25 protein-coding genes are annotated in these 25,427 nt (G+C 62.8%); 12 read left to right on the top strand and 13 right to left on the bottom strand.

Features of this window, described 5'->3' with window-relative positions; all coding sequences use genetic code 11:
- Nucleotides 1–87: 87 nt before the first annotated feature.
- Entirely contained in the window at nt 88–543 is a 456-nt protein-coding gene (locus ACZYHG_RS10455; RefSeq protein WP_464613714.1) for a L,D-transpeptidase, read from the bottom strand.
- Nucleotides 544–904: 361 nt separating this feature from the next.
- Between ACZYHG_RS10455 and ACZYHG_RS10450 the strand changes: the two genes are divergently transcribed.
- Both ACZYHG_RS10450 and ACZYHG_RS10445 read left to right on the top strand, forming a co-directional pair.
- Nucleotides 905–1,219 carry a hypothetical protein gene (locus ACZYHG_RS10450; protein WP_464613713.1) on the top strand — a complete coding sequence of 105 codons (315 nt, stop codon included), beginning with the start codon at nt 905–907 and terminating at the stop codon, nt 1,217–1,219.
- A 54-nt stretch (nt 1,220–1,273) separates the two neighbouring features.
- On the top strand, nt 1,274–1,441 hold the full coding sequence (locus ACZYHG_RS10445) for a hypothetical protein (RefSeq protein WP_464613712.1): 168 nt from the start codon (nt 1,274–1,276) through the stop codon (nt 1,439–1,441).
- Nucleotides 1,442–1,509: 68 nt separating this feature from the next.
- Here the strand turns inward: ACZYHG_RS10445 and ACZYHG_RS10440 are convergent, their stop codons facing one another.
- Nucleotides 1,510–2,205 (bottom strand): winged helix-turn-helix domain-containing protein, encoded by a 696-nt coding sequence (locus tag ACZYHG_RS10440; protein WP_464613711.1) that lies wholly within the window; start codon nt 2,203–2,205, stop codon nt 1,510–1,512.
- 45 nt (nt 2,206–2,250) lie between these two features.
- Here ACZYHG_RS10440 and ACZYHG_RS10435 point away from each other — a divergent pair, with 45 nt between their 5' ends.
- Together ACZYHG_RS10435 and ACZYHG_RS10430 are read left to right on the top strand one after the other, a co-directional pair.
- Nucleotides 2,251–3,024, top strand: coding sequence for a response regulator (locus ACZYHG_RS10435; protein ID WP_464613710.1), 774 nt, complete (start codon nt 2,251–2,253; stop codon nt 3,022–3,024).
- A gap of 79 nt (nt 3,025–3,103) precedes the next feature.
- Nucleotides 3,104–5,191 carry a PAS domain S-box protein gene (locus ACZYHG_RS10430; protein WP_464613709.1) on the top strand — a complete coding sequence of 696 codons (2,088 nt, stop codon included), beginning with the start codon at nt 3,104–3,106 and terminating at the stop codon, nt 5,189–5,191.
- Nucleotides 5,192–5,313: 122 nt separating this feature from the next.
- Here ACZYHG_RS10430 and ACZYHG_RS10425 read toward each other — a convergent pair whose 3' ends face one another.
- Nucleotides 5,314–5,724 carry a hypothetical protein gene (locus ACZYHG_RS10425; RefSeq protein ID WP_464613708.1) on the bottom strand — a complete coding sequence of 137 codons (411 nt, stop codon included), beginning with the start codon at nt 5,722–5,724 and terminating at the stop codon, nt 5,314–5,316.
- 498 nt (nt 5,725–6,222) lie between these two features.
- Between ACZYHG_RS10425 and ACZYHG_RS10420 the strand changes: the two genes are divergently transcribed.
- Complete coding sequence (locus tag ACZYHG_RS10420; protein ID WP_464613707.1) at nt 6,223–7,539, top strand: aromatic ring-hydroxylating oxygenase subunit alpha; 1,317 nt, start codon at nt 6,223–6,225, stop codon at nt 7,537–7,539.
- A gap of 146 nt (nt 7,540–7,685) precedes the next feature.
- On the opposite strand, the gene ACZYHG_RS10415 is transcribed toward ACZYHG_RS10420, so the two are convergent.
- Nucleotides 7,686–9,104 carry an aminotransferase gene (locus ACZYHG_RS10415; RefSeq protein WP_464613706.1) on the bottom strand — a complete coding sequence of 473 codons (1,419 nt, stop codon included), beginning with the start codon at nt 9,102–9,104 and terminating at the stop codon, nt 7,686–7,688.
- A gap of 273 nt (nt 9,105–9,377) precedes the next feature.
- On the opposite strand from ACZYHG_RS10415, the gene ACZYHG_RS10410 reads away from it, so the two are divergent.
- Genes ACZYHG_RS10410 through ACZYHG_RS10400 form a run of 3 tightly spaced genes read left to right on the top strand, consistent with a single transcriptional unit; the run spans nt 9,378 to nt 12,239 of the window.
- On the top strand, nt 9,378–10,295 hold the full coding sequence (locus ACZYHG_RS10410) for an ABC transporter permease (protein ID WP_464613705.1): 918 nt from the start codon (nt 9,378–9,380) through the stop codon (nt 10,293–10,295).
- A complete protein-coding gene (locus tag ACZYHG_RS10405) occupies nt 10,292–11,113 on the top strand; it encodes an ABC transporter permease (protein WP_027031413.1) in 822 nt (273 codons plus the stop codon). Before ACZYHG_RS10410 ends, ACZYHG_RS10405 begins: the two co-directional genes overlap by 4 nt.
- Before the next feature lie 52 nt (nt 11,114–11,165).
- A complete protein-coding gene (locus tag ACZYHG_RS10400; protein WP_027031414.1) occupies nt 11,166–12,239 on the top strand; it encodes an ABC transporter ATP-binding protein in 1,074 nt (357 codons plus the stop codon).
- Here the strand turns inward: ACZYHG_RS10400 and ACZYHG_RS10395 are convergent.
- From ACZYHG_RS10395 to ACZYHG_RS10375, 5 genes are all read right to left on the bottom strand, one after another.
- The gene (locus ACZYHG_RS10395) at nt 12,203–13,513 is read right to left on the bottom strand and encodes a flavin monoamine oxidase family protein (RefSeq protein ID WP_464613704.1); all 1,311 of its coding nucleotides are present in this window, start codon (nt 13,511–13,513) and stop codon (nt 12,203–12,205) included. The two genes, ACZYHG_RS10400 and ACZYHG_RS10395, sit on opposite strands and share 37 nt — an antisense overlap.
- On the bottom strand, nt 13,510–14,586 hold the full coding sequence (locus tag ACZYHG_RS10390; RefSeq protein WP_464613703.1) for an extracellular solute-binding protein: 1,077 nt from the start codon (nt 14,584–14,586) through the stop codon (nt 13,510–13,512). Before ACZYHG_RS10390 ends, ACZYHG_RS10395 begins: the two co-directional genes overlap by 4 nt.
- Nucleotides 14,587–14,696: 110 nt before the next feature.
- The gene (locus ACZYHG_RS10385; RefSeq protein WP_464613702.1) at nt 14,697–15,779 is read right to left on the bottom strand and encodes an ABC transporter substrate-binding protein; all 1,083 of its coding nucleotides are present in this window, start codon (nt 15,777–15,779) and stop codon (nt 14,697–14,699) included.
- Nucleotides 15,780–15,827: 48 nt separating this feature from the next.
- Nucleotides 15,828–16,493, bottom strand: a complete 666-nt coding sequence (gene betI, locus ACZYHG_RS10380; protein ID WP_430515879.1) for a transcriptional regulator BetI — start codon at nt 16,491–16,493, stop codon at nt 15,828–15,830.
- 27 nt (nt 16,494–16,520) lie between these two features.
- Nucleotides 16,521–17,315, bottom strand: a complete 795-nt coding sequence (locus tag ACZYHG_RS10375) for a methyltransferase domain-containing protein (RefSeq protein WP_464613701.1) — start codon at nt 17,313–17,315, stop codon at nt 16,521–16,523.
- A 203-nt stretch (nt 17,316–17,518) separates the two neighbouring features.
- On the opposite strand from ACZYHG_RS10375, the gene ACZYHG_RS10370 reads away from it, so the two are divergent.
- Genes ACZYHG_RS10370 through ACZYHG_RS10355 form a run of 4 tightly spaced genes read left to right on the top strand, consistent with a single transcriptional unit; the run spans nt 17,519 to nt 22,217 of the window.
- Nucleotides 17,519–19,138, top strand: a complete 1,620-nt coding sequence (locus tag ACZYHG_RS10370) for a phytoene desaturase family protein (RefSeq protein WP_464613700.1) — start codon at nt 17,519–17,521, stop codon at nt 19,136–19,138.
- Entirely contained in the window at nt 19,125–20,690 is a 1,566-nt protein-coding gene (locus ACZYHG_RS10365) for a phytoene desaturase family protein (RefSeq protein WP_464613699.1), read from the top strand. The genes ACZYHG_RS10370 and ACZYHG_RS10365 overlap by 14 nt, the downstream gene beginning before the upstream one ends.
- 4 nt (nt 20,691–20,694) lie before the next feature.
- Nucleotides 20,695–21,954 carry an aminomethyltransferase family protein gene (locus tag ACZYHG_RS10360; RefSeq protein WP_464613698.1) on the top strand — a complete coding sequence of 420 codons (1,260 nt, stop codon included), beginning with the start codon at nt 20,695–20,697 and terminating at the stop codon, nt 21,952–21,954.
- Nucleotides 21,955–21,956: 2 nt separating this feature from the next.
- Entirely contained in the window at nt 21,957–22,217 is a 261-nt protein-coding gene (locus tag ACZYHG_RS10355) for a hypothetical protein (RefSeq protein WP_027031423.1), read from the top strand.
- 10 nt (nt 22,218–22,227) lie between these two features.
- Here the strand turns inward: ACZYHG_RS10355 and ACZYHG_RS10350 are convergent, their stop codons facing one another.
- The 4 genes from ACZYHG_RS10350 to ACZYHG_RS10335 all read right to left on the bottom strand — a co-directional run bounded on the left by ACZYHG_RS10350 (nt 22,228) and on the right by ACZYHG_RS10335 (nt 25,292).
- The gene (locus ACZYHG_RS10350) at nt 22,228–23,286 is read right to left on the bottom strand and encodes a dipeptidase (protein ID WP_464613697.1); all 1,059 of its coding nucleotides are present in this window, start codon (nt 23,284–23,286) and stop codon (nt 22,228–22,230) included.
- A gap of 146 nt (nt 23,287–23,432) precedes the next feature.
- Nucleotides 23,433–23,732: a GNAT family N-acetyltransferase gene (locus ACZYHG_RS10345; protein WP_027031425.1), complete on the bottom strand. Its 300-nt coding sequence runs from the start codon at nt 23,730–23,732 to the stop codon at nt 23,433–23,435.
- Nucleotides 23,733–23,734: 2 nt separating this feature from the next.
- Nucleotides 23,735–24,355, bottom strand: a complete 621-nt coding sequence (locus ACZYHG_RS10340; protein WP_464613696.1) for an alpha/beta hydrolase — start codon at nt 24,353–24,355, stop codon at nt 23,735–23,737.
- 4 nt (nt 24,356–24,359) lie between these two features.
- Complete coding sequence (locus tag ACZYHG_RS10335) at nt 24,360–25,292, bottom strand: VOC family protein (RefSeq protein ID WP_464613695.1); 933 nt, start codon at nt 25,290–25,292, stop codon at nt 24,360–24,362.
- Between the last annotated feature and the right edge of the window lie 135 nt (nt 25,293–25,427).

Raw genomic sequence — 25,427 nt, 5'->3', positions numbered from 1 at the left:
TTGAGCAGTGCTCACGATCGCGAGACACTTTCCGGCAGGAGCCTTGAACACGGGCACGGGAGTGAACCGTGCCCGTCCCTCAGCCTGCTACTTGACGATGACGATGCTGGTGTTGGCCGGCCCGAAGGTCTCGACGAGTTGGTAGAAATCGGCGGCATTGTCGGGATGTAGCCGTACGCAGCCATGCGAGGCGGGCTGGCCAAGGCGCTTGATGGCATAGGTGGCGTGAACCGCGTAGCCGCCGCTGAAAAACACCGAGTGCGGCATCGGCGCATTGTCGTACTTCTTCGAATACCACATCTCATGCATGCGCGTCGGCTTGAACGAGCCGGTCGGCGTCACATGCGCCCGGTCGCCGGTCGAAACCTTCCAGGCGAAGGTCGGCCGGCCATCGACCGAGACTTCCATGACCTGCTGCGAAAGCGAGACCCGCGCCACGATCTTGTTGGCGGCGTGCGCTGCGTCGGCGCCGAACAGAAGTGCGGTCGCCGTGAGCGCGGCGGCGGTGATGTTGATGAGCTTGGCGGTGATGGTGGTGTTCATGATGTCCCCTCTCTCTCTGCCGGTCCGTCCGGCTCCAATTCGATGAGCGGCTTATCGGCGCGACATGTTTCGGGCAGATTTCGCTAAATGCTCGTTTGTGTTTCGAATCTGTTTCCTCTGGTTAACAGCCCAATGATCACAGTGGTGACACACCGGCACTCGCCAATGGGGCAAGATGGGGAACATAGGTATTCTCTACAAAACGAAAGTTCGAATTGCCTTAATATGAAAGAACCGGGGTCAATCTCGAAACCAATCTGCAACAAAGCGCGGCTTTGGGCGGCATGATCCGGATACGAGCCGGACGCAAAAGTTGACGCAACGAAAGCAGACGGCAACGCCCATGGGAACGAAAACGAACATGCGATCCTGGCTCTTCAGGATCAGCATCGCAGCGGCAGCGATCAGCGGTCTCGGCACAATTGCCGGCGGCCCGGTAGCAAGGTTGGCTGCGATGAGTTCGAGCGAGATCTCAACCCTGCACGTCGCCCTGTTTTCCGCCAGGGTCTGGATTGTCTCCAGCCTGCGCATCGCCCGGTTGAAGGCCCTCTGGCGGGTTGGCCTTCGGCTGCTGGCATTGCGCGGCCCCTCCGGCAACTTGCTGCCTGGAGGACCGAAGGCCCGCGCCGCGACGGGGGGCTCCGTAAGCGGCGCGGGCACTTCGGGAGTTTCCTGAAGCGACCCGCGACACATCATCTTTGAACAATTGGCATTTCTGGGGATTGGAACGATGAAAACGAAATTCGCGGCCTCGGTGCTTTCCGCACTGCTTTACGCGCAGGGCCTGCTCGGCTTTGCCGCGCTTGCCACCGTGCTCCTCAAGGACCGTGCCCAGGCAAACGAAGTCGTCATGGCCCGTGACATGCCGTCGGGCCCGTCGGTGCTGGTGGCACGCTGAGTTTCGGGAGCATCGGCAAGTTGGAAAATCCGATGCTCAGCCAGAATGATAAGCCGGGTGCGCTGCCGTCAGTCGGCGGACTGGCGCGGCGGATCGAACCGGTAGCCCGCACCGCGTATGGTGGTGATGGTCTCGGTGTCGAGCTTGCGGCGCAGCCGCACGATGCGAGAATCGATCGAGCGGTCGAAAGCGTCGGCATTCTCGGCCGGCGCGGCGGCGATGATGTCGTCACGCGTCAGCACCTTGCGCGGGCTCGCCAGGAACAATCTGAGCAGCGCCACCTGACCGGGCGAAAGTTGTTCCTCGCTACCGGAGCGGTGCATGACGATCGCCGATCTCAAATCGACGGTCGCGTTCTCCAGCACGATCAGTTCCTGGGTGCCCCTGCCGCGCCGCGAAAGCAGGCCGCCGACACGGGCGGCGAGTTCCCGGACATTGAGCGGGCTTTCGACAACGTCGGCCGCACCCAGTTCGAGCGCCAGCACCTTGTCTACGAGATCGGCCGGCCGGCAGATCAGGATGAAATCCGGCCCACCCTCCCCGCCTTGGCCGCCATAACGCCTGAGCAGATCCCGCCCTTCCGCCTGGCTGAGACTGTCGCCAACAACAACGACATCGATGCCCTTGCCCGTCAGCAGCGATTCCGCCTCCCATGGCTGCCGCGCCTGGCGCACATCATGGCCACGCCGCTCAAGATGGTCGGCAAGTTCGGTCGCGACCATTTCGGCGACGGAAACAAGGGCGATGACGGCTCGTGTGGCCATATTTTCCAACCGTTCCCTGGCAACCGGATATGAGTGCTGGACATCATGTTTATACCCAATCTACTTTCCACTGAAAGTGGCAGCGAGGGCATCGTGCGGGCAAGAATTGTCATTGTCGAGGACGAGCCCGACCTGCGGGACGCGGTTGCCGAATATCTCGGCGCCGCCGGCTATGATGTGGCGACCGCCGAAACCGCGGCCGCCGCACGCAGCCTGATCGAAACTCAAGCCTTCCATCTGGCGATCCTCGATATCGCCATGCCGGGTGAGGACGGACTGTCGCTCGGCCGCTGGCTGCGCTCGAAAATGCCGATCGGCATCATCTACGCGACCGCCGCGGGCACCGCGCTCGACCGCATCGTCGGGCTTGAACTGGGCGCCGATGACTATATCGTCAAGCCCTACGAACTGCGTGAATTGCTGGCTAGGGTCCGCAGCGTGCTGCGCCGCGTCCCGCAGCCGACAGAGCCGCAGGGCAAGAAGGTCGCGAACGACCGCCGTTCCGTCGCCTTCGGTCCCTTCCAGGCCGATCTCGACGGCAGGCTCGTCACCGGCGTCAACGGCACGGTGATCGACATGGCCAAGAGCGAATTCGACGTGCTGGAGGTTTTCCTGACCCGCGCCAACCGGCTGTTGACGCGCGCCGCGATCTCGGAGGCAATCGGCTTCACCGAGGACCCGGAATCGTCGCGCGCCGTCGACATCCGCATCATGCGCCTGAGGAAGAAGATCGAGGCGGATCCGGCCAACCCGAAATTCCTGCGCACGGTGCGCGGCGAAGGCTATATCTTCTCGCTGCCGACCGGCGACGGCAACTGAAGCCAGGCCTACGGGGTTTCAGCTTCGCAGCCGCTGTTCGCCGATCGACTTGGCAACACTTTGGAAATGACGGCTGGCGATGACGGGCGAAGCAACAAGCACCGATATACAGGGTCTCAGGCAGGGCGCGGCGATGGCCGCCGTGCGCGTCGTTCGCCGGCTGCGCGAGGCCGGCGACTGGCAGCGTGAGATGGACGGCATACTGGAAACGCTGTGCCGTGCCATGGAGTGCCAGCGCGGCATCCTGTTTCGCTTGCGCGAACTGCCCGGCCAGGGTTTTGCCCAGTCGGTCGCCGCCTACTGGATTGATCCCGACTTCGGCGGTGAACTCGCGTCTCCGACCGTCATCATGCAGTCGATCGTCAATTCGGACCCGCTGCTGGAGCGCGTGGCCGAGGACGAACGGCAGGGCAAGATCTTCGCCGGGCACACGCGCGAGCTCGAAGGGTTCCTGAGAACCGATTTCGAAAAGCAGAACATCAAGTCGTTCCTGTCGGTGTCGGTCTTCGCGCACGGCCATCTGTGGGGCACGCTCGCCGTTAATGATTGTGTCGACGAGCGTGAATGGACCGATGAGGAAGAGGCGACGCTGCACATCATCGCGCTCGCCATCGGCGACGCCATCGAACACTCGCCCTCCGACGCCCATGCCAGCGAAGTCATTCGCCGCACCATGCTGCAGGCTTCGCTCGACGCCATCATCGTCATCGACGAGGCCGGTTCGATCATCGAATTCAATCCGGCAGCCGAGAAGATGTTCGGCTTCCTGCGCAGCGACATCCTCGGCAAGGACCTGCTCGATACCGTCGTGCCTGAATACTACCGCAAGGGTTATTCCTCGGGTGCCGACTACATGTCGGGCCGCGGCGCGCCAATGGTCGGCCAGCGGCTTGAGACGGTGACCCAGAATGCCGCCGGCGAGGTGTTCCCGATCGAGCTGACGGCGACCGAGATGCGCGTCGCCGACCGTCGCCTGATCTTCGGTTCGATCCGTGACCTGCGCGACAGGCTGCGTGCCGAGGAGGAGATCAACCGCCAGCGCGAGAAACTGCACCAGAACGAGAAGATGGCGGCGATGGGCTCGCTGCTTGCAGGCGTCTCGCACGAGCTCAACAACCCGCTCGCCGTGGTGGTCGCGCAATCGACGCTGCTGCATGAATTCGCCACCGATCCGCAGACCAAGGTGCGTGCCGAGAAGGTGCGTGCCGCCGCCGAGCGCTGCGGCCGCATCGTCAAGAGCTTCCTGTCGATGGTGCGTCTGCATCCCGCGGCACAGGCCGAGACCGACCTCAACCAGGTGATCCGCGCAGCACTCGAGGTGACCGCCTATGGCGCACGCTCGAGCGGCATCATCATCGATACCGATTTCGCGCCGGGTCCGCTGCTGGCCATGGCCGACGCCGACCACGTGACACAGGTGGCCGCCAACTTTTTGATCAACAGCCAGCACGCCTTGGCCGGCATTGCCGGCGACCGGCTGATCAAGGTGCGCACTTTCCGCAGCGACTTGGGCAAACCCGGCTTTTCGGTCGAGGACAACGGGCCTGGCATTCCTGAAGCGATCCGCAACCGCATCTTCGAATCCTACTTCACCACCAAGCCGGTCGGCGTCGGCACCGGCATCGGCCTGTCGATCTCGAAATCGATCATCGAACGGCACAATGGCAATGTCTGGTTTGAGGAAGTGCTGCCGAGAGGCGCGCGTTTCGTCGTCCAGTTGCCGGCCATCGCGGCCGGTGCCGTCATCGCCGGCGAGGCCCAGTCACGCTCGAGCGGCCTGCGCCACGCCCTGATCATCGATGATGAGCCAGACGTTGCCGGCTCGCTGTCTGACATTCTCGAACTGATGGGCATCAAGTCGAGGATCGCGCCCATCTGGGAATCGGGCGCCGCCACCCTGGGCGGTCACATGCCCCCGGACATCGTTTTTTCGGATCTGCGCATGCCCGGCATATCAGGCATTGCCATCTATCGCGAGTTGCTGGTCGAAAGGCCTGAACTGGCGCGGCGTTTCGTACTGGTCACCGGTGACCTGATAGGCGCCAAGGCGGAAATCGAGGCTTTGCCGGCGCAACAGCGGCCGCAGATCCTGGAAAAACCGTTCAGCACGCTGGATGTGCGCAGCGTGCTTTCAACCATCGCCGAACAGGCCGCGTTGAAAGGATAAAAAATGGCTCCCGGCCGACTTTGCGGACGGGAGCCGAATGGAGCGCTGGAGGAAGCGCTCGGGGAGGTCAGGGCATGATCCCGAGATGGGAACCGGTTTCGGGATCACGCTTCGACGGAAATCTAGAAAATGTTTGGCGTGTTGGTCAGCGGCGCGGCATTGGCGATCATGCGGATCGCGCGCGCCTTGTGCGTGCCGGACTGCTCGGCGATGGCGCGCAGGCAATCCACGCTCTCGGCACCCCAGTTCTGTCCCTTGCAAGCAAAATCGGTCGCCGGCGCAGGCAGGCGCGCGGTCCTGATTGTCGTCGACGCGCCGTCGACGACGTTGGCCGGCGGGTTCAACGAAGCGAAGGCCGGCCCGACTGTCGGCGTGAGCGCCATGCCGATGAAGGCGCAAGCAGCCAGCGCCATGAACATGGCCATGGGGTGGTCGCTGGCGCGTTGGCGGAGCGCCAGTTTCGGGCGGCGGTCAGCGCGCCCCGGAGCCTGAAGCCGACGCTCGCCGCTGATGATCTCGACTTTCGCATACATTGCCTTCCCCTTCGCTGAGTTTCTTTTTGTGATAAAACGAACTTAATCGCGCTTTGTAACGGCACAACCATGGTGCCAACCTGGCAATGTAACCAAATTGAAACAGCGATTTCGGGCAGAACCGGGCAGAACCGGTCATTTCGGCCTGCATCTTGCCAAAGGCAAACGAATCTCAGGCCGAATCCCGCAAGCTAACCCCAGCCCAAGCGCCCGCCGAACAGCAGTCGTACTGGCGAGCGGCGAGCGCTTTGCGTCCCTGTAAGGGCACCTTGTTCTTCAGCCCCACACGCTTTGCAGAATCGCGCTGAAATGGTCTTTCGGAACCGGAGCTAACACCCGGATTCTCCGTGATTTTCCTGGCTGGCGGCTACATCGAATTGAGCCGAGGGCGGCGTGCGCGCTTCGCGTCAGAATTTTTCTGATTTTCACAAGCCATTGCATTTCAATGCAAAATATGATTTTATTGAATGATTATTCAACAAAAAGAAGAGACGTTTTATGAACCCGCACCTCCGTGACGTGGCGATCCCCAACGATTGGGACCGGCGGGGACTACCGGGCTGGAGTTACCATTCCGATGCCCTTCTTGAACTCGAGAAGGAGCACGTCTTTCGCAATCACTGGCAGATCGTCGGACATGTTTCGGATCTGCCGGACGCCGGTGACTATTTGACCATGGATGTGGTCGGCGAGCGTGCCCTGATCGTGCGTGGCAAGGACGGCGTCGTGCGCGGCTTCAACAACATGTGCCGCCACCGCGGCAGCCGCGTCGTCGCCGACAGCCAGGGCAATTGCAAGAATGCGCTGGTCTGCCCGTTCCATGGCTGGGTCTACAATCTCGACGGCACGCTGCGCGGCGCGGCCCGCCCGCGCTCTTTCCCCGATCTCGACAAGACCGAGTTCGGCTTGATGCCGCTCGACCTCGAAATCTGGATGGGTTTCATCTTCATCCGTTTTCGCAATGGTGGACCGCAACCTTCAGTCGCCGAGCTTCTGAAGCCCATTGAAACCGAACTCGCGCATTACAACGCAGCCGACATGGTGCCATCCTGGGGCATCTGGACCCAGAAGACCCCGGTCAACTGGAAGTCGGTGCGCGACGTCGACAATGAAGGCTATCACGTCGCCATGGCGCACCCCGCGCTGCAGGATCTCTACGGCGCCACCTATTTCGACGAGCCCTTCATCAATGGCGTGTCGCGCTCCTTCGCCACCTACAACCCGCATGCCGGCCGCCGCTGGAGCGTCAAGAACTATGTCAAGATCGCGCCCGAGCCGGCACATCTGCCGGACCACCTAAAGAAGGCCTGGGTCTATTATGGCATCTTCCCCAACGCGGTTATTTCGGTGATGCCGGAATCGGTGCAGTTCTATCAAGAGTTCCCGCTGTCGACGGGCGAGACCCTTTTGCGCGGCGCCATCTATCGCTACCGCGACGAGAGCCGTGAACAGGCGGCCGCTCGCTATCTGTCGTTCCGCATCGACCGTGACACCATGTCGGAGGATGTGCAGCTTTCGGTGTGGTCGAACGAATCCATGCTGTCCGAAGCCTTCGAGGGTTTCTACCTGTCCGACCTCGAATATGGCGTGCGCACCCACCACGACCATCTGCGCAAGATGCTGCCGGTGCTGGACCTGGAGACCGCGCCCGAGGAGAAGGACATGTGGGCGTTGAACGACGCGCTCAGGTCGCGGGGTAGAACCTCTTCCTTCTCCCCGTTCCACGGGGAGAAGGTGCCCGAAGGGCGGATGAGGGGCGGCGCCAACGTCTCGCGATTGGCTTGCCCTCAAGCTCAGAAAGCTATCTTCGACTGAAATCTTGTAAGCCGGCGCTGCGCTGGCCGGTGAGGTCATCGCTTCAGACTGACGAAGTCCTCATGCACGGACAACCACCAATGTCAGCGGCGCCCTCATCCGCCCGTTGGCACCTTCTCACCGTGGAACGGGAGAAGGAAGAGGTTCTATCCCCGCCACACACCCTCTTTGCGCAGGTCATCCATGGTCCGCGAAATGCCTTCGCGCAAAATGCCGACCATGTCGTCGATCTGCTCGCGCGTGATGATCAGCGGTGGCGACATCACGCACATGTTGATCAGCGGCCGCACCAGCAGGCCGAGTTCGTGGCAATGGGCGTCGATGCGTTTTCCGACATCCTTGTCGAGTTGCAGCGGATCCTTGCTTTCGCGGTCAGCAACGCATTCGACGCAGCCCATCAGCCCGACACCACGCACCTCGCCGACCAACGGCAGTTCTTCCAGCGTCTTCAACTGCGCCTGGAAATAGGGCGCGACGTCCTGCGTGTGCGCCAGCACGCTTTCTTCGAGGATGTCGAGATTTTTCAGTGCCACCGCACAGCCGACCGGGTGGCTAGTGTAGGTCAGGCCATGGCCGAACATGGCGTCGGGATGGTTCGAACGCCGCAACTCCTCCAGCAGCCGTTCCGAGATGATGACGCCGCCGAGCGGGAAATAGCCTGAGGTAACGCCCTTGGCGAAGGTGATCATGTCGGGGTCGATGCCGAACACGTCGCCCGAGGCGAAGACATGGCCAAGCCGGCCGAAGCCCGTCACCACCTCGTCGGAGACATAGAGGATGTCGTTGTCGCGGCAGATCTCGCGGATGCGCTTGAGATAGCCGTCGGGCGGAATGACGACGCCGCCCGAGGCCTGCACCGGTTCGCCGACGAAAGCGCCGATCTTGTCGGCGCCGACACGGGCGACCGTGTCGCGGAACTGGTCGACGAGGAAGTCGGTGAAGGCGGCAAGGCTCATGCCTTGCGGACGGCGGAACGGATCGGGCGAGGACAGCTTGATCACAAGCTCGTCGGCGCCGTCCATCCAGTCGCGGTCGCGTGGGCGGCCGTTCAGCGAGGCCGACAGATAGGTCGAGCCGTGATAGGCGCCGCCGCGCGACAGGATCAGCTTCTTTTCCGGCCGGCCGCGCACATTGTTGTAGAACTGCATGAAGCGCAGCGCCGTCTCGACCGCCGATGAGCCGCCGGTGGTGTAGAAGACATGGCTGAGATCGCCCGGCGCATGGCCGGCTATGCGCATGGCGAGTTCTGCCGACGGCGCGTTCATCGTGTACCAGGGCGTGTTGTAGGACAGCGCCATCGCCTGGTCGTACATCACCTTGGCCAGTTCCTCGCGGCGGTGGCCGACATTGACGCACCACATGCCGGCGGGCCCGTCGATCAGGCGCTTGCCGGTGTGGTCGGTGATGTAGATGCCGTCGCCCTCGCCGATCAGCGCGCGCGCTTCGGCGCCGACCGAACCGGCATAGGGCCAAGGCTGGATGAGATGGCGTTTGCCCAGTTCAATGGCATCGTCGCCCCCGGAGGGAGCCATTTCCGTCGCCTTGAGATCTCTGACCGCAGCCATTATCGCCTCCACGTCATCCATCGAATTTTTCGCGGACATAAAATTCAGCATCAAAGGCCGGAAATAGTGGCTTTCTTCACATCATTTTGAATGTCCGTTCAATCAATATTGCAGAAATAGCGCTTGATTTCAATCGTTGGATGCGCGCATGATGAAAGAAAGCCGGCAAGGGGAACAAACAGTCGGCGCCAGCAGAATGGGATGCCGCATGGCGGAACGGTCCAGGCCAGCAACCGAGATCACACCCGGAGCCCTGCCCTCCGGAGTCTGGCAATGACCGCGGCTGCGGAAGGGTCGCCCCCGTTGCGCATGACGCGGGCCAGACGAAATGCCCTTCTGCAATCCGAACCCGTACAGGGCTTTGCGCTGATCAGCCCGACCTTTCTCTACGCCCTCATCCTTCTGGTCCTGCCGATCCTGGTGGTCATCGCCCACTCCTTCTGGACGCAGCACTATTTGACCATCGACCGCACCTTCACGCTGGAGAATTACCGCGTCGCGCTGACCGAGCCGATCTATCGTGATCTGTTGTGGCGTTCGCTCTACATCTCGCTGACGGTCAGCCTGTTCACCGTCATCCTCGCCTATCCGATCGCCTACTTCATTTCCTTCCATGGCGGCCGTCACAAGAGCCTGTGGCTGTTCCTCATAACCATCCCGTTCTGGACCAGCTATCTGCTGCGCGTCATGTCGTGGAAGGTCATTCTCGGCTACAATGGCGTGCTCAATTCCGGCCTGATGGGCCTCGGCGTCATCGACGAGCCATCGACGGCGCTGCTCTACAATTCAACGGCTGTCATCATCACCCTCACCCATGCCTGGGCGGCCTTCGCCATCCTGCCGATCTTCGTCTCGCTGGAAAAGGTCGACCGCACGCTGGTCGAAGCAGCCACCGACCTCGGCGATGGTCCCTTGCGCTCATTCCTGCGCGTGACCTTGCCGCTGTCGGCGCCGGGCGTCATCTCGGCGGCGCTGATCGTCATGATCCCGACGGTCGGCGACTATGTCACGCCCAAGCTTGTCGGCGGCAAGGACGGTGTCATGATCGCCAACGCTATCCAGGCGCAATTCGGCAAGGCCGCCAACTGGCCGCTGGGCGCCGCCCTTTCCGTCACCACCATGCTGATCGTCACCCTGATGGCCGGCGCCACGGTGCTGATCATCCGCGCTTTGCAGAGGTTGGCACGATGAGGGCGCGGCGCTTCCTGTCGGGCGGCTGGCTGTCCGTCTATGCGTTCCTCTACGTCGTCTTTCTCTATCTGCCTGTCATCTTCCTGCCGATCTTCTCGATCAACACGGCGCCGACGCCAAAATTCCCGCTCACCGGCTTCACCCTGCAATGGTATGCGGACCTGCCACACACGCCGGCCCTGCTTGACGCCGCCTGGAACAGCCTGAAAGTCGGCGTCTCGGCTTCGATCCTCGCTACGGTGCTCGGCATCCTCGCCGCACGCTCCATCACCCGCTACCGCTACCCCGGCCGCCGCACCATCAACGGTTTGATCATGGCACCGCTGGTGCTGCCCGAGGTGATCGTTGCCATCTCGATGCTGCTGGTGATGCTGCAGTTGGGCCTCAGCCTGTCGCTGTTCACAGTCGTGCTCGGCCATGTCCTGGTCTGCATTCCATATTCCATGACCGTGCTGACCTCCGGCTTCGAGGGTTTCGATCGCAGCCTGGAGGAAGCCTCCGCCGATCTTGGCGAAAGTGCCTTCGGCACCTTCCGGCGAGTGACGTTGCCGATGGTGGCGCCGGCGATCATTTCCAGCCTGCTCGTCTGCTTCACCATTTCGCTCGACGAGTTCATCATCGCCTTCTTCCTGACCGGCACCGAAGCGACATTGCCGATCTACATCTGGGGCCAGTTGCGTTTCGCCTCGAAACTGCCGGGCGTGCTGGCGTTGGGCACGCTGCTTCTGGTTGCCTCTTTCCTGTTGATGACCGTCGCCGAAATCCTGCGTCGCCGCGCGGCCAGACGCACCCAGAACGAGGGAGGCCTCTATGCCTGACCAGCCGCAGATCGCGCGCTCCCAATCCGATCGGGCCCAATCTGATCGGGCTATGATCGAAATCCGCAACGTCACCCGGAGCTATGGATCGTTCAAGGCGCTGGACGACGCCTCCTTGACCATCAGGGAGGGCGAGTTCTTCTCGCTCCTCGGCCCGTCCGGCTGCGGCAAGACCACGCTGCTGCGCATGATCGCCGGCTTCGACAACCCGACCAGCGGTTCGATCGCGGTAGGCGGCCAGCCAATGGAAGGCATTCCGGCAAACCGCCGGCCGACCAACATGGTCTTCCAGAGCTACGCCATCTTCCCGCACCTCAATGTCGAGCAGAATGTCGCCTACGGGCTGAAGCGGCTGAAACTGCAGGGCGGTGAGGAGAAGCGCCGCGTCGAGGAGGCATTGGCGCAAGTGTCGCTGACCGGGCTTGGCAAGCGTCTGGCGACAGAACTGTCCGGCGGCCAGCGCCAGCGTGTGGCGCTCGCGCGTGCGCTCGTCATGCGGCCCAAGGTGCTGCTGCTCGACGAACCGCTGTCAGCGCTGGACAAGAAATTGCGCGAGCAGATGCAGGTCGAACTGCGGCGCCTGCAGCAGGCCGTCGGCATCACCTTCGTGCTGGTCACCCACGACCAGTACGAAGCGCTCGCCATGTCCGACCGCATCGCGGTGATGTTCGGCGGCCGAATAGCGCAGGTCGCCTCGCCCAAGGAAATCTACCAGCGGCCGGTCAACCGCCAGGTCGCCGACTTCCTCGGCGGCATGAATTTCGTCAAGGCTGAGATCGTCGAGGAAAATGCGGCTTCGCTGGTCGTCGATACGTTGGGCTTCGGGCGTGTGAAAACCGACAAGCCGAAGGCCTTCGTGCGCAATGGCGGTGGCGCCACGCTTGGGATCCGGCCCGAGCGCCTGCGCGTGCTGTGGGACAATGCGACGGCAAAATTCGAGGTCGCCGGCAAGGTGGTCGAACGCCACTATTTCGGCGAGATCACCCATCTGATCGTCGAGATACCGGGCCTGGAAAAGCCGCTGTCGGTTACCGAAACCAACGATTTCGGCGCCGACGACATTCCCGTCGGCACCTCCATCCGCCTCGCCTACGATCCCGAAGCGCTGGTGGCGATGGGGGACTGAAGCTGCGCCATGATCTTGCGCGCCGCGATGCGCCCGGCAACGATCGCACCCTCGACATACCCCGGGAATGACGGCGACAGTTCCGAAGCGGCGAAATGGACTGGCGGCGCGCCCGCCAGAATCGTTCGCTCTGCATCCCATGCCGTCACGTCGACAATGAGGTCGCTGTAGGCGCCACCGCTCCAGCGGTCCTGTATCCAGTCGCGCGAACTGAAATCGATGACATCGCCGGCATCCGGCCCGAGGGCGTCCTGCAATCGCGCCGTCACTTCAGCACGCAGTTCCGCCTCCCTCAGCCCTCGCCAGCGCAGCGCCAGCGGTCCGCCGATAAAGACGACGAGCGCGGCATGCTCCGCGTCCCTGCTGGCGTCGCAGGCAAACAGTCCCGGCAGGTCGCGCCACATCACCATGCCGCTCAAGCCCCGCTCGCGCCAGAACGGCTTGGGATAGCGCACCAGCACCTTGATCACAGCGCCGCTTTCCCAGACGCCGAGCGCCCGTCCGAGAGAGAGCGGCAAAGCGGGCGCGAAGTCGAGCTTCGCGGCCGTCGCCGGCGGCAGGGCGACCAGCACTTGGCGCGCTTCGATCGTGCTGTTGGCCGAGACGACACGAACGCCATGCGGCCCGTACTCGATGCGCGTGACCGGCTCATTCAGCCGCACCCGGCCGCCGAGATCGCCAGCCAGATCCTCGGCCAGAGACTGCATGGTCCCGCGCAGAAAATACTGCAGCTCCGGCACTTCGTTGGTGATCCGGCGGTCATTGTCGATCAGGTACCAGAGCGGCACCCTGTCCATCGGCAGACACCACAGGCCTTCGATCATCGACCGGAAAGCCGTCTTGGCGTCGGTGGGATCATGCTGGCGTTCAAGCCAGGTGGCGACGCTCATGCCGTCTATCGAGGGATCGTCCGGCTCGATCCTGTTCATGCGCTCGCGGATCGCCATCGCGCCGTGGTAGGTCCGTTCGGCCTGTTCGACCGACATCGACGGATGGGTGATGAAATCGCCCTCGACATACGTCTCGACCAGCGTCTTGCCGCGCGTCCTGGCAAGCGCCATCACTTCCGGCATGTCCTCGCACAGAAACTGGCCGCCGCGGTCGATGCGCTCGCCAAGTCCGTTGTGCCTGGCCTCGACGCGTCCGCCAACGCGATCCCGCGCCTCGAGCAGCACGAAATCGACGCCGGCCTGCTTTAGTTCAAGCGCCGCCGACAGGCCGGTGAAGCCGGCGCCGACGATGATGACGTCGGTTTTTTCCAGTTTGCGCGTCAATAGCCGGCCTTGATCTTCTCGAACTCGTCGACCATGCGCTTCTTCAGCTCCGGCGCCACCGGCTGCTGGAACAGCGTCTTGTCGAGGAACTTGTCGATGTCGTCGAAGCCGCGCTCGGCCAGCACCTTGTGGTCGATCGCGGCCATTCCGGCGCTGTTGCCATGACCGTAGCCGAACGTTGTGACCATGTACTTCGAAATGCCAGGCCCATTGACCGCGCTCAGGAAATCATAGGCCTGGTCAAGCTTGCCTGGCGCGTCCTTCATCAGCACGTAGCCGCACACCCAGGTCGACATGCCTTCCTTGGTGTCACGATTCATGGCGACGGGAACACCTTGCCCGTTCATCGCGATAAGTGTCTGGCCCCACCCCCAGGCGAGGTCGACCTCATTGCCAGAAAAAGCCTGGTCGATATCGCTCGAGTTGGTCCAGTACAGACGAACATTCTTGTGCACCTGGCGCAGGAAATCGGAGGCCTCCTTGAACTGCGCGTCGGTCATCTTGGTCCAGTCCTTGAGACCGATGACCAAGCTTGCCAGCGCGTAGGCGTCGTCGACATTGTCGCCGATGGTGACGCGGCCCTTGAATTTCGGATCGGCCAGAATCCGCAACGATTGCGCTTCTTGAGCCGTCACATTGTCGGTGCGGTAGAGCAGTGCCGTATTGCCCCAGTCGAACGGCATGAACCAGGCCTTGCCGTCGGCGGTGGTGGTGAGGTTCTTCATCCCCATGATGCCTGGATTGAGGTCCTTCCAGCCGGCAATCCGGGACGTATCGAGCGGCTGCAGCAGGCCTGCATCGCGCCATTTCGCCACGCTTTGCGAACAGGGATGCGCAATGTCGGTCTTGAAGCCCGCCCGCATCTTCTCGAAGGCCTCGTCCTCGTCTCCGAAGAATGCGAAGGTCGGCTCGGCGCCATACTTGGCGGTGTAGGCGGGATGCAGCAACGGATCCTCGTACCCGGACCAGTCGAACACCACGAGATCGCCGCCGCCTGCCGCGAAGGCATAGACCGCGCCGGCGCCGATCATGCAGGCAGCGGCAAGGGCAAGGCGGCGCAGCACTGACGTCATGGCGAAACTCCCCCTTCGCGAAAAGCTGCTGCGAGGTTAGGAGAAATCATCTGCTTTGGCGAGGCCCGTCCGCCCACCATGTCGGCAGCGGACGGGCAGTCGATATGGGATCAATACCCGGCTTTGATCTTCTCGAACTCGGCGATCATCTTCAGCTTGAGGTCGGACGGCAGCGGCGACTGGAACAGCGTCTTGTCGACGAATTTCTGCACGTCGTCATAGCCTTTTTCCTTGAGGATCGCCGGATCGACGCCAGCCATGCCCTTGGCGTTGGCCTGGCCATAGCCCCAGTCCTTAACCAGCACCTTGGCGGTCTCCGGATCGTTGACGGCATTCAGATAGTCATAGGCTTTGTCGATGTTCCCGGGCGCGTCCTTGAACAGCACATAGCCGCAGACCCAGGTCGAGATGCCTTCATTGGTGTCCTTTATGGACTTGATCGGCACGCCTGCCTTGGCGGACTGCACCGTCGCGTCGTTCCAGGCCCAGGCGAGGTCGACCTCGCCGCCACTCAACAGCTGCACGATATCGGTGGTGTCGGTCCAATAGGAGCGGACGTTCTTGTGCACCTGGCGCAGGAAGTCGGACGCCTGCTTGAACTGGTCGTCCGTCATCGTGGTCCAGTCCTTCATGCCGATGGCAAGCGCCGCCAGCGCATAGGCATCGTCGACATTGTCGCCGATCGACACCCGGCCCTTGAACTTCGGATCGGCAAACGCCTTCAGCGACTGCACGTCCTTGGCGTCGATCTTGGAGGAGTTGTAGGTGAGCTGCGTGTTGCCCCAGTCCCAAGGCATGAACCACGCCTTGCCGTCGGCGGTCGTGGCGAGATTCTTCATCGCCATGATGCCGGGATTGAGGTCTTTCCAGCCCGTGATCTTCGAGGTGTCGAGCGGCTGCAGCAGCCCGGCTTCGCGCCACTTCGTCACGCTCTGCGAGCAGGGATGACCGAGGTCGGACTTGAAGCCGGAGCGCACCTTCTCGAACGCCTCGTCCTCGTCACCGAAAAAGGCAAAGGTCGGCGAATCGCCGTTCTTCTCGACATATTTCGGATGGAAGCTCGGATCCTCGTAGCCGGACCAGTCGAACACGATCAGGTCCTTGTCGGCGGCGACGGCGAACGCTGTGGCCGAAGCCGCAAGCGCGCCGCCCAGCGCCAATGTCAATGTCAGGCGTCGGCTAAGTTTCTTCATGCTGTTCCATCCTCTTTTGGTCTTGCGGGTCTTGGCGGCGAGCTGTTGCTAACCGTAATGCTTCGGGAAGGCAGAGGCCAAGAAAGCGTTGGCCGCCTGCAAGGCTGTTTCGCGCGTTGTGTCCTCGGTGCCCATCATCAGCCGCAGCCACAGCCCCTCCAGCATGGCCGACAGCGCCAGCGCCATCACCTGCGGCTCATAGGCATAGGAGCCGCTCTGCTTGAGCGTCGTGCAGAGATCGATGAAGACCTGCTGGTAATAATTATCGCGCGAACTGCTCAGCGCCTGATAGGTCGGCCGCGACTTGGCCTCGCCCCAGAAGGCCAGCCAGGCGGCGAGCTTGCGCTTGTTGCAGATCGAGCGATCGAAGTCGGCCCACACCAGTTGCTGCAGCTGTCGCGCCGGATCGTCGCCTGCCTTCTGCAGCGAAGCGCGCCAATGCGCCGAATACTCGTCATACATGTGCTGCAGCGTGGCGATCAGCAGCTTTTCCTTGCTCTCGAAATGGAAGTTGACGATGCCTCGCGAGAGGCCCGCGCCATCGGCGACATCGGCCATCGTCGTCTCGGCGTAGCCGCGCTTGGCCAGCGAATCGATCGTCGCCTCGATCAGCTGCAGCTGACGGACCTCCTTCGAAGCCTTGCGGCCGCGCTTTTCGGCATCGCCCTTTCGCGCCGTTTCGGCGAGAATGTCCCTGGCCTCGGAAGTCTTCATGGATGTGACGGTCTCCAGCATTGCCGGCTATCCTACCGGCTTCCAACCGCGCAGATGAGTGGGACGGTGCTCGCCACTGTCAAGCACCTTCTGCATTGCCTCCCAGGTCTTGATGTTCTTGTCGACATAGGCCGCGCCGACCGCGGCGGCGGCTTGTGCGTAGAGCGCCCCCTTGAGCCGCGCGAGCTCTCCGCGCGCCACCTCCCGGTACCAGGGATTGCGGTCGCGCACGGTGACATCGGTAAAGCCGGCGCCACGCATCGCCTGCGCATAGCGCGCCGGCGAGGCCATCGCGAAGGACAGCCCCTCGGCGGCGACATAGGCCTTCATCTCGGGCGACGGTTCACCGTCATGGCCAATCATCCAGTTGGAGGCGGCAAAGACGGCGCCCGGCTTCAGTACGCGGAAGATCTCGGCGAAGAGCGCGTCCTTGTCAGGCACGTGCAGCAGCGCATCCTTGGAGAAGACGACATCGAAGGAGCGATCGGCGAAAGGCAGCGGTCCCGGTGGCCCCTGGATGAAGCTGGCCTTCTGCTCCAACCCACGCGCCGCAGCACGTTGCCGGGCCGCCTCGATCACCGGCTGTTCGACATCAAAACCGGTGGTGTGGGCAGCGCCATGGCGCTCGATCAGATGCAGCGCGATGCCGCCGGAGCCACAGCCGATGTCGAGGATCGTCTTGCCCTTGAGCGAAAGTCCCTCGATCACCCGGTCGACCTCTTCAGGCCCGCCCGGCGACAGGTAGCCATCGCCCCACAGCGCCTCGAGGAAGCGGATGGCGGTGTCGTCATACTCCGGCTCGGCATCTGCCGTTTCGATCATCGGCTCTCGGTCCCCAATCGCCGAAATTGCGCACTGTCGAATATCGGCAAAGCGTAGCGCATGTCAGGGAAAACGCAACATCATTTGTTGAACATTCATTCAGTATGGCTGGACAGAATGGCTGTTATCGTGCCAAATTCCGCGCATTCGGGAATAGATCACGCAAAAATGAACAGCGGGTCGCACATGAGAACAGGGCCACAATGAAAGCTTGGGACGCGATCATTATCGGAGGCGGACACAACGGCCTGGTCAATGCCTGCTACCTGCAGCGCGCTGGGCTCGACGTGCTGGTGGTCGAGAAGAACGAATGGGTCGGCGGTGCCGCCACCAGCCGCGAGCTGACGCCGGGCTTTCTCTACTCCAACTGCTCCTATGTCTGCTCGCTGTTCCGCCCCGAGATCATGCGCGACCTCGAACTGCCGCGCTTCGGCCTGCAGGTCATTTCCTATGAGGGCGGCGCGGTGTTCACCCGCGACGGCGACTACCTCGCCAACTACCGCGACCACGATGCGCACCGGCGCGAATTCGCGCGCTTCTCCAGGCGCGACGCCGAAGCCTATGACCGCTACGCTCGCGACGTGACGCGGCAGTGTCGCTTCATCCAGCCACTGCTGATGCGCACCGCCCCCGACCCCACCAGCCTCAAGCCGCGCGATCTCGGCGAGCTGCTCTATCTCGGCAAGAAATTCGCCGGCCTTTCGGCCGAGGAAATGGCGCTGACGCTGCGTTTCTGGACGATGTCGATCTCGGAATTCCTCGACGAATATTTCGAGACCGATGTCATCAAGGCGAACTTCGCTTTGTCCGGCATCATCGGCACAGCACTCGGGCCGATGTCGCCCGGCACCGCTTACGTTCTGCTGCACCATTATATGGGCGAGGTCGACGGCTCCGTTGGCGCCTGGGGCTATGCGCGCGGCGGCATGGGCGCGGTTACGAAAGCGCTGGCCGCGTCGTTCAAGGCGTCGGGCGGAACCATCCGGACCGGCGCAGAGGTCGATCATGTGCTGGTTGGCCGAGGCAAGGCCAAGGGGGTGGTGCTGGCCGGCGGCGAGGAGATTTACGGCAAGCTCGTCGTCTCCAATGCCGACGTGAAGCGCACCTTCCTCAAGCTGGTCGAGGAAAAGGAACTGCCCGACATTTTCCTGCGCCGGGTGAAAAACTTCAAGATCCGCGGCTCCTCCGGCAAGGTTAACATCGCCCTCGATTCGCTGCCGGAATTCCCAGCACTGCCGAAGGATTCGCCGGTTTATCGCGGCGACATGCATTTCACCGATTCGATAGAGCGCATGGAACGCGCCTATGACGACTGGAAGGCCGGGCGCTGGTCGTCTGACCCGTTCCTCGACATGGTGATCCCGACGACGCTCGACCCGACCATGGCGCCGCCGGGCAAACACTTCATGAGTTGCTTCGTGCAGTATGCGCCACCCAAGGTGAACGGCCGCGACTGGACCGATGCCGACCGCGACGGTTTCGCGGAAAGCGTGATTTCGCAGATCGCCGAGTATTCACCCGGTTTCCGCGACCGCATCGTCCATATGGAGGTGCGCACGCCACGCGAGATCGAGGCCGAGGTCGGCCTCACCGAAGGCAACATTTTTCAGGGCGAACTGACCTTCGACCAGCTGCTGTTCAACCGCCCCGTGCCGGGCTACGCGCAATATCGCTCCCCGGTTGGCGGCCTCTATATGTGCGGCTCCTCGACCCATCCCGGCGGCGGCGTCATGGGTGCGCCCGGCCGCAACGCCGCCGCCGAGATCCTGCGCGATCTCGCCAAATCCACCTCGCATATGAGCCCGGCCCATGACGTCATTTGATGCAATCGTCATTGGCGGCGGCCACAACGGCCTCGTCACTGCTGCCACGCTTGGCAAGGCCGGCCACAAGGTGCTGGTGCTGGAAGCCGGAAGCGAAGTCGGCGGCGCCGCGCGCACCGAGGAATTCGCCCCGGGTTTTCGCGCCTCATCACTCGCTCATGTGCTGAACCGTCTGCATCCCGATGTGGCGAAGACGCTGGAACTGGAGAAGCATGGGCTGCAATTTGCCCGCACGGACTTCCTTCCGTCGGTGGCACTCTCGAAGGATGGCCCATCGTTGGTCCTGCATGGCGCCTATGGCGAAGTGCTGACCGGCGCCAGTTCCTCCGAGCAATCCGCCTGGAAGGAATTGCGCGCGCAGCTGCTGCGCTATGCCGGCATCCTGAAGCCGTTCCTCTCCCGACGCGCGCCGGATCTCGCTGGCATGTCGTTGCTGGAGACCGCGTCCCTCGGCCAGACCGCACTGGCGCTGAAAAAACTCGGCAAGGAGGATATGCGCGACTTCCTGCGCGTGCTGTTGATGAATGTCGCCGACCTGCTCGACGAACAGCTCGAGGACGACAGGCTGAAAGGCCTGCTCGCCTTCGACGCAACGCTTGGCAGCCATCTCGGCCCGCGCTCGCCGACGTCGTTGCTAGGCCTCTATTATCGCCTGGCTGGCGAGACCGGCGGTGCATCCGGTGCGCAAGCTCTGCCAAAGGGAGGCATGGGAGCGGTCGTCGCCGCCATCCGCGCTGCGGCGGAGAAAGCTGGCGTCACCATCCGCACATCGGTTACCGTCGCAAAAATCATCGTCGAGAAGGGCCGCGTTGTCGGCGCCGTGCTCGACACTGGCGAGGAGCTGCGCGCCAGGACCATCGTGTCGGCCATCAATCCGGCAACCACGTTCCTCGACCTTGTCGGGCCGCGCGAAATCGACACCGGCTTCGTGCGCAAGGTGAAAAACATCCGCATGAAGGGCGACGCCGCCAAGCTCAATCTGGCGCTCGACCGGCCGCCGCAATTCACCGGCGCCGATGCAGCCTCCCACAAGGGCCGGCTCGTCATCGCGCCCTCGCCCGATCATGTCGAGCGCGCCTTCAACCCGTCCAAATATGGCGAGTTCTCGCCCGAGCCGGTGATGGAGATCACCCTGCCCAGCCTCGCCGAACCCTCGCTTGCGCCTGATGGTGCCTGTGTGCTGTCGGCGGTGGTGCAATACGCGCCCTATGCGTTGAAGGAAGGCTGGGATGCTGGCAAGCCAAAATTCCTTCGGACTGTGATGGCGCAGCTAGAGGCTTACGCGCCCGGCATCGGCAAGAGCGTCGTCCATGCCGAGCTGCTGACGCCGGCCGATATCGAGGCGCGCTATCGCATGCCGGGCGGCCACTGGCACCATGGCGAACTGCAGGCCGACCAGATGCTGATCTCGCGGCCCGTCCCCGGCTGGTCAGGCTACGACACGCCGCTCGAAGGGCTGTTTCTGGCCAGCGCTGGCTCGCATCCGGGCGGTGGCGTCTCCGGCGCACCGGGCTTGAACGCCGCACGACGCATCATTGCGATGAAGGGATAGAATCATGGCCCAGGCGACCAGAAAGAAGCCCGTTGCAAACACAGCCAATGCGGCTGTTTCCGCGCGCATCGTAGCCCAAGGCCATTTCCGCACGCTGCGCCTTGGCACGCCATTCCAGCCGCGCCTCGATGCGCTGGCCAAAACCCAGGACTGGTACAATTGGGCCGGCTACCGCGCACCGCACTCTCTATGGGACGAGGAGCTCGAATATTTCGCCATACGCAGCCAGGCAGCACTGTTCGACATCTCGCCAATGACCAAATACCGGATCGAGGGGCCGGACGCCGAAGCCTTCCTGGACCGCGTCACCTTGCGCGACGTCACCAGCCTTAGGCCCGCTCGCGTCCACTATACGGCCTGGTGCGACGATGAGGGTTTTGTCCTCGACGACGGCACTCTGTTCCGGCTGTCGCCGACGCGCTTCCGCCTGTGTTCGCAAGAGCGGCATCTACCCTGGCTGCTCGACAGCGCCATCGCCTTCGACGTCATCGTCGAGGAGGAAACCGAGGCGGTCGCCGGGCTCGCGCTGCAGGGGCCAACCTCCTTCGCCGTACTGCGCGATGCCGGCTTTGCCGGCGTCGAGCGATTGAAGATCTTCGACCTCGCCGAGTTTGCCCATGATGGCGGCACCGTCACCATATCGCGCACCGGCTTCACCGGTGACCTCGGCTACGAACTGTTCGTTTCGGCGGACAAGGCGCTGAGCCTGTGGGATCGGTTGATGACAGCGGGCGAACTGCGCGGTATCAGGGCCATCGGTTACACCGCGCTCAACCGCGCCCGGCTCGAGGCCGGGCTGATCGTTGCCAATGCCGATTTCACCACCGCCGAACACGCCATCCGCGCCGACCGCTTGCGCCGGCCCGACGAGATCGGGCTGGGCTTCATGATCGATCCGGGAAAAGGTCATTTCAACGGCCGCCGCGCCATCCTCGAAGCGCGCGCCAAACGCAAGCTGCGCCATGTGCTGGTCGGGCTGGAGATCGAGGGCAACATCCCGGCCGAACACGCCATCGTCTACCACAAGAAAAGCCAGGAGGTCGGCCTGGTCAGCGCTGCCATGTGGTCGCCGATGGCCAAGCGCAACATCGCCATCGCCTCGCTGGAGCGGCCGTATGGTGATACGCTGGTCGAGGACCTCTGGGTCGAGATCTACGCCATGCGCGAGCTGCAGTATCAGAAGCTGATGAAACGGGCCAAGGTGGTGGCACGGCCTTTCATCAAGCTCGACCGCCGCACCGCCAATCCGCCAGCGGATTTCTGACCATGGCCGACGAAGCCGACAAGCTACAAGAAGATGGGGAAGCCGCAGAGCAGTGGGAGCTGGTCAACACGCCGCTTGGCGAACAATGGTCCGGCCGCACGCGCTACGCCGCCGCCATGTTCTTCTACAAGCGCGACGAGATGAGCGCCGAGACGCTCGAAGTCTACCGCATCTGCGCCCGGCTTGATTCAGAAAATCCGCTGCCGATCATCCGCGATCGTGGCGTCGGCAAGGACTGGCTCAAAAGAATTGGTTTCGAATAGCGCCTGCGCGCTATCCAATTGTCTTTTCAAGCATGTTCAACCAATTGCGATAGGCGATTTTTTCGATCAATGCCCGGCCGAAACCGCGCGCGGCCAACGCATCGATCAGCTTCGGCAGGCCGGCGACGTCACCGATGACGGCCGGAATCATGGCGCCGTCGAAATCCGAACCGAGACCGACGCCGTCCTCGCCCAGCGCCTGCAGCAGCGAATCGACATGGCGCACCATGATGTCGAGGCTGGTGTCGGCGTTCATGCGGCCGTCCTCGCGCAAAAATCCGGTGGCGAAGTTCAACCCGACCATGCCGCCGGACTCGCGGATCGCGCCGAGTTGCCAATCGGTGAGATTGCGTGAATGGCCGCAGATCGCGTGCACATTGGAGTGCGTGGCGACCAGCGGCGCGTCGCTGAGACCAGCGACATCGCGAAAACCCTTCTCGTTGAGATGCGAAAGATCGATCATGATCTTCAGCTGATTGCAGGCCTTGACCAGGGCCTTGCCGGCATCGGTCAGGCCCGGGCCGGTATCCGGCGAGGACGGAAAGCGGAACGGCACGCCGTGACCGAAAGCATTCGGCCGACTCCAGACGATGCCGAGCGAGCGCAGGCCGGCCGCGTGCAGCACATCGAGCATGGTGAGTTCGGGATCGATCGCCTCGACGCCTTCGATGTGGAACACGGCGGCGATCGTGCCTTTGGCCATGGCGTTGTGTATGTCGGCGGCAGTGCGGCAGACGGCCAACGCTCCGGCGCGTTCCAGCCGGAACAGGATCGAGGCCATCGCGATCGTCGAGTTGAGCGCATCGGCGCGCGGCACCTCGGGCGGCAGCGGCTCGCTGTCGCTCGGCGCCAACGGCACGGCGCTGCGCCTGGCCTTCTCAACCGGCGGCGGGAAAATGGCGAACATGCCGCCGGCAAAGCCGCCGGCCTTGGCCCGCGGCAGGTCGATGTGACCGCCCGACTTGCCCTCGATGAACAGCTTTTCGAGATCCGTGTCCTTCGACTGATAAAGTCGCAGCAGCGTATCATTGTGGCCGTCGAAGACGGGGACGAGGTCTGTTTCGGTCATAGGGGGATCATTCACTTCGTTTGTCGGCACGGCGATATATCATATCTAGGCAAGATATCCGGTCGCGGCAAATTACAAAGCCAATCGGCTACCGCGACCGCCCGCTTCTTCCCATGCACACCGATCGACGAGGTGCTTGCGCGCCCCTACTGCTTCAGCACGTCGGCCCATTCCGGATGGCGGCGGAACTGGGCGTTGGCGAAGGGACAAAGCGGGATGATCTTCTTGCCCACTGCCCGGGCATCCTCGACGGCACGGGTGACGAGCCGAAGCCCGGCACCCTGGCCGCGAAATGCGTCCGGCACTTCCGTGTGGTCGATGATGATCTGGTGTTCGCCGATCTTGGTGAAGGTCATCTCGGCCTCGGCACCGCCGGGACCGCGCAGGACATAGCGCCCCTTGGAGCCGCGGTCTTCGAGTTCGATTTCAGGCAGTTGGTCGGGCATTTCTACACTCCTTGAGCGACACCGGCGAAGAGCCGCCGGGCCGCCTCGATTTCATTCGGCCGCACCTCGTGCCCGCCTTCGTGCCACTCCACTGTGACATCGGCGCCATCGGCACGCAAATAAGCCTCGAGCCGCGTCGTCAGGTTCGGCGGGCAGATCGGGTCGCGCTTGCCGGCGGTCAGCAGGATGTGGCGACCGGAAAGGCTGCCCTTCACCTGCGGTTCGAACGGGATCAGCGGATGCATCAGCACCGTGGCGTCGAACAGGTCGGGGGCTTCGAACACCAGCGATGCCAGTATGTTGGCGCCGTTGGAATAGCCGAGGCCCAGCACCGCCGATGGCTTCGTCGCCTCGACATGCGCCTTGACGAATTCAGCCATCTTGTCCGTCGCCCGCGCCAGATCGTCCATGTCGTAGACGCCCTCGCCAGTGCGGCGGAAAAAGCGCGCCGCACCGTGTTCGGAGACATCGCCGCGCGGCGAGATGATGGTGGCCTGGGGCACGAGATCGCGCCCCAGCGAGACAAGCTGGCCCTCGTCGCCTCCCGTGCCATGGAAGACGAAAAGCAGCGGACCGCCCGGCGAACCGGGCAGCGCCCTGTGGATGTAAGCGTCCTTGCTCATGGCCTTAGCCTTCCAGCTTCTGCAAATGCTGTTCGAGATAGGGCCGGAGATGCTGGTGCTGCGTCGGCAGCTTCAGCGCCTCACCCAGATGCGCGGTGTCCTCATCGCGGTCGAATCCCGGCTCGTTGGTGGCGACTTCGAACAGCACGCCGCCCGGCGTGCGGAAATAGATCGCCCAGAAGTAATCGCGGTCGATGACAGGCGTTACCCCATAGCCGGTATCGATCAACGCCTTGCGCACTTCGAGCTGCTTGGCGCGGTTCTCGACGGCGAAAGCAACATGGTGGACCGAGCCGGCGCCGAGATCGGCGAAGGGCGCGGTCGGCAGCGATTCGATGTCTATGACATCGGCACCGTTGCCGTTCTTCACGGCAAGCCGTCTGATATTGCCTGATTTATCGACTTCCTCGTAGCCCATGAACTTCAACAGCTCCTCGGTGGCGCCGCCATCCTTCAGCCTGAGCGAAACCGAGTGGAAGCCACGGATCGCTTCGCCGGTTGGAACGCCGCCCTTGACCCACGGTGCTCTGCTATCGGCCTTGTCCTCGACGAGCGCGAAACCGTCGCCATCCGGGCCGGCAAATCGGAGCCGCTTCTCACCAAAACTTTCCTCGCGGGAAACACCGGTCACACCCTCGTCGGCGAAGCGCTTTTCCCAATAGGCGAGCGTGCCTTCCGGGACGGAATAAGCCGTGGTGCCGACTTCGCCGACACCATGACGGCCCTTGCCGATGTTGGGAAACGGAAAATAGGTCATCACCGAACCGGGCGTGCCGGCCTCGTCACCATAATAGAGGTGGTAGACATCGGGCGCGTCGAAATTGACGGTCTTCTTGACCCGGCGCTGGCCTAGCTTGTGGGTGAAGAAATCATTGTTCTGCCGGGCATCCCTGGCCATCGAGGTGACGTGATGCAGGCCCTTGATCTGGTCGAGCATGTCTTGCTCCTTCCCTTGGTGTTCGTGCGGCCCTTGCCGCTGTCCACGCCAATATGAGGACAGCCCTGCTTGCGGCAAAGGCGGCAAACACAGAATGGACTGTTCAGTAAAAGTGAACAATCAAAAGAGATTTGT

The sequence above is a fragment of the Mesorhizobium subarcticum genome, from assembly GCF_055456085.1.
Note: the sequence above shows the minus strand (reverse complement) of the source record. Positions and strands in the feature narration are given on the sequence as shown.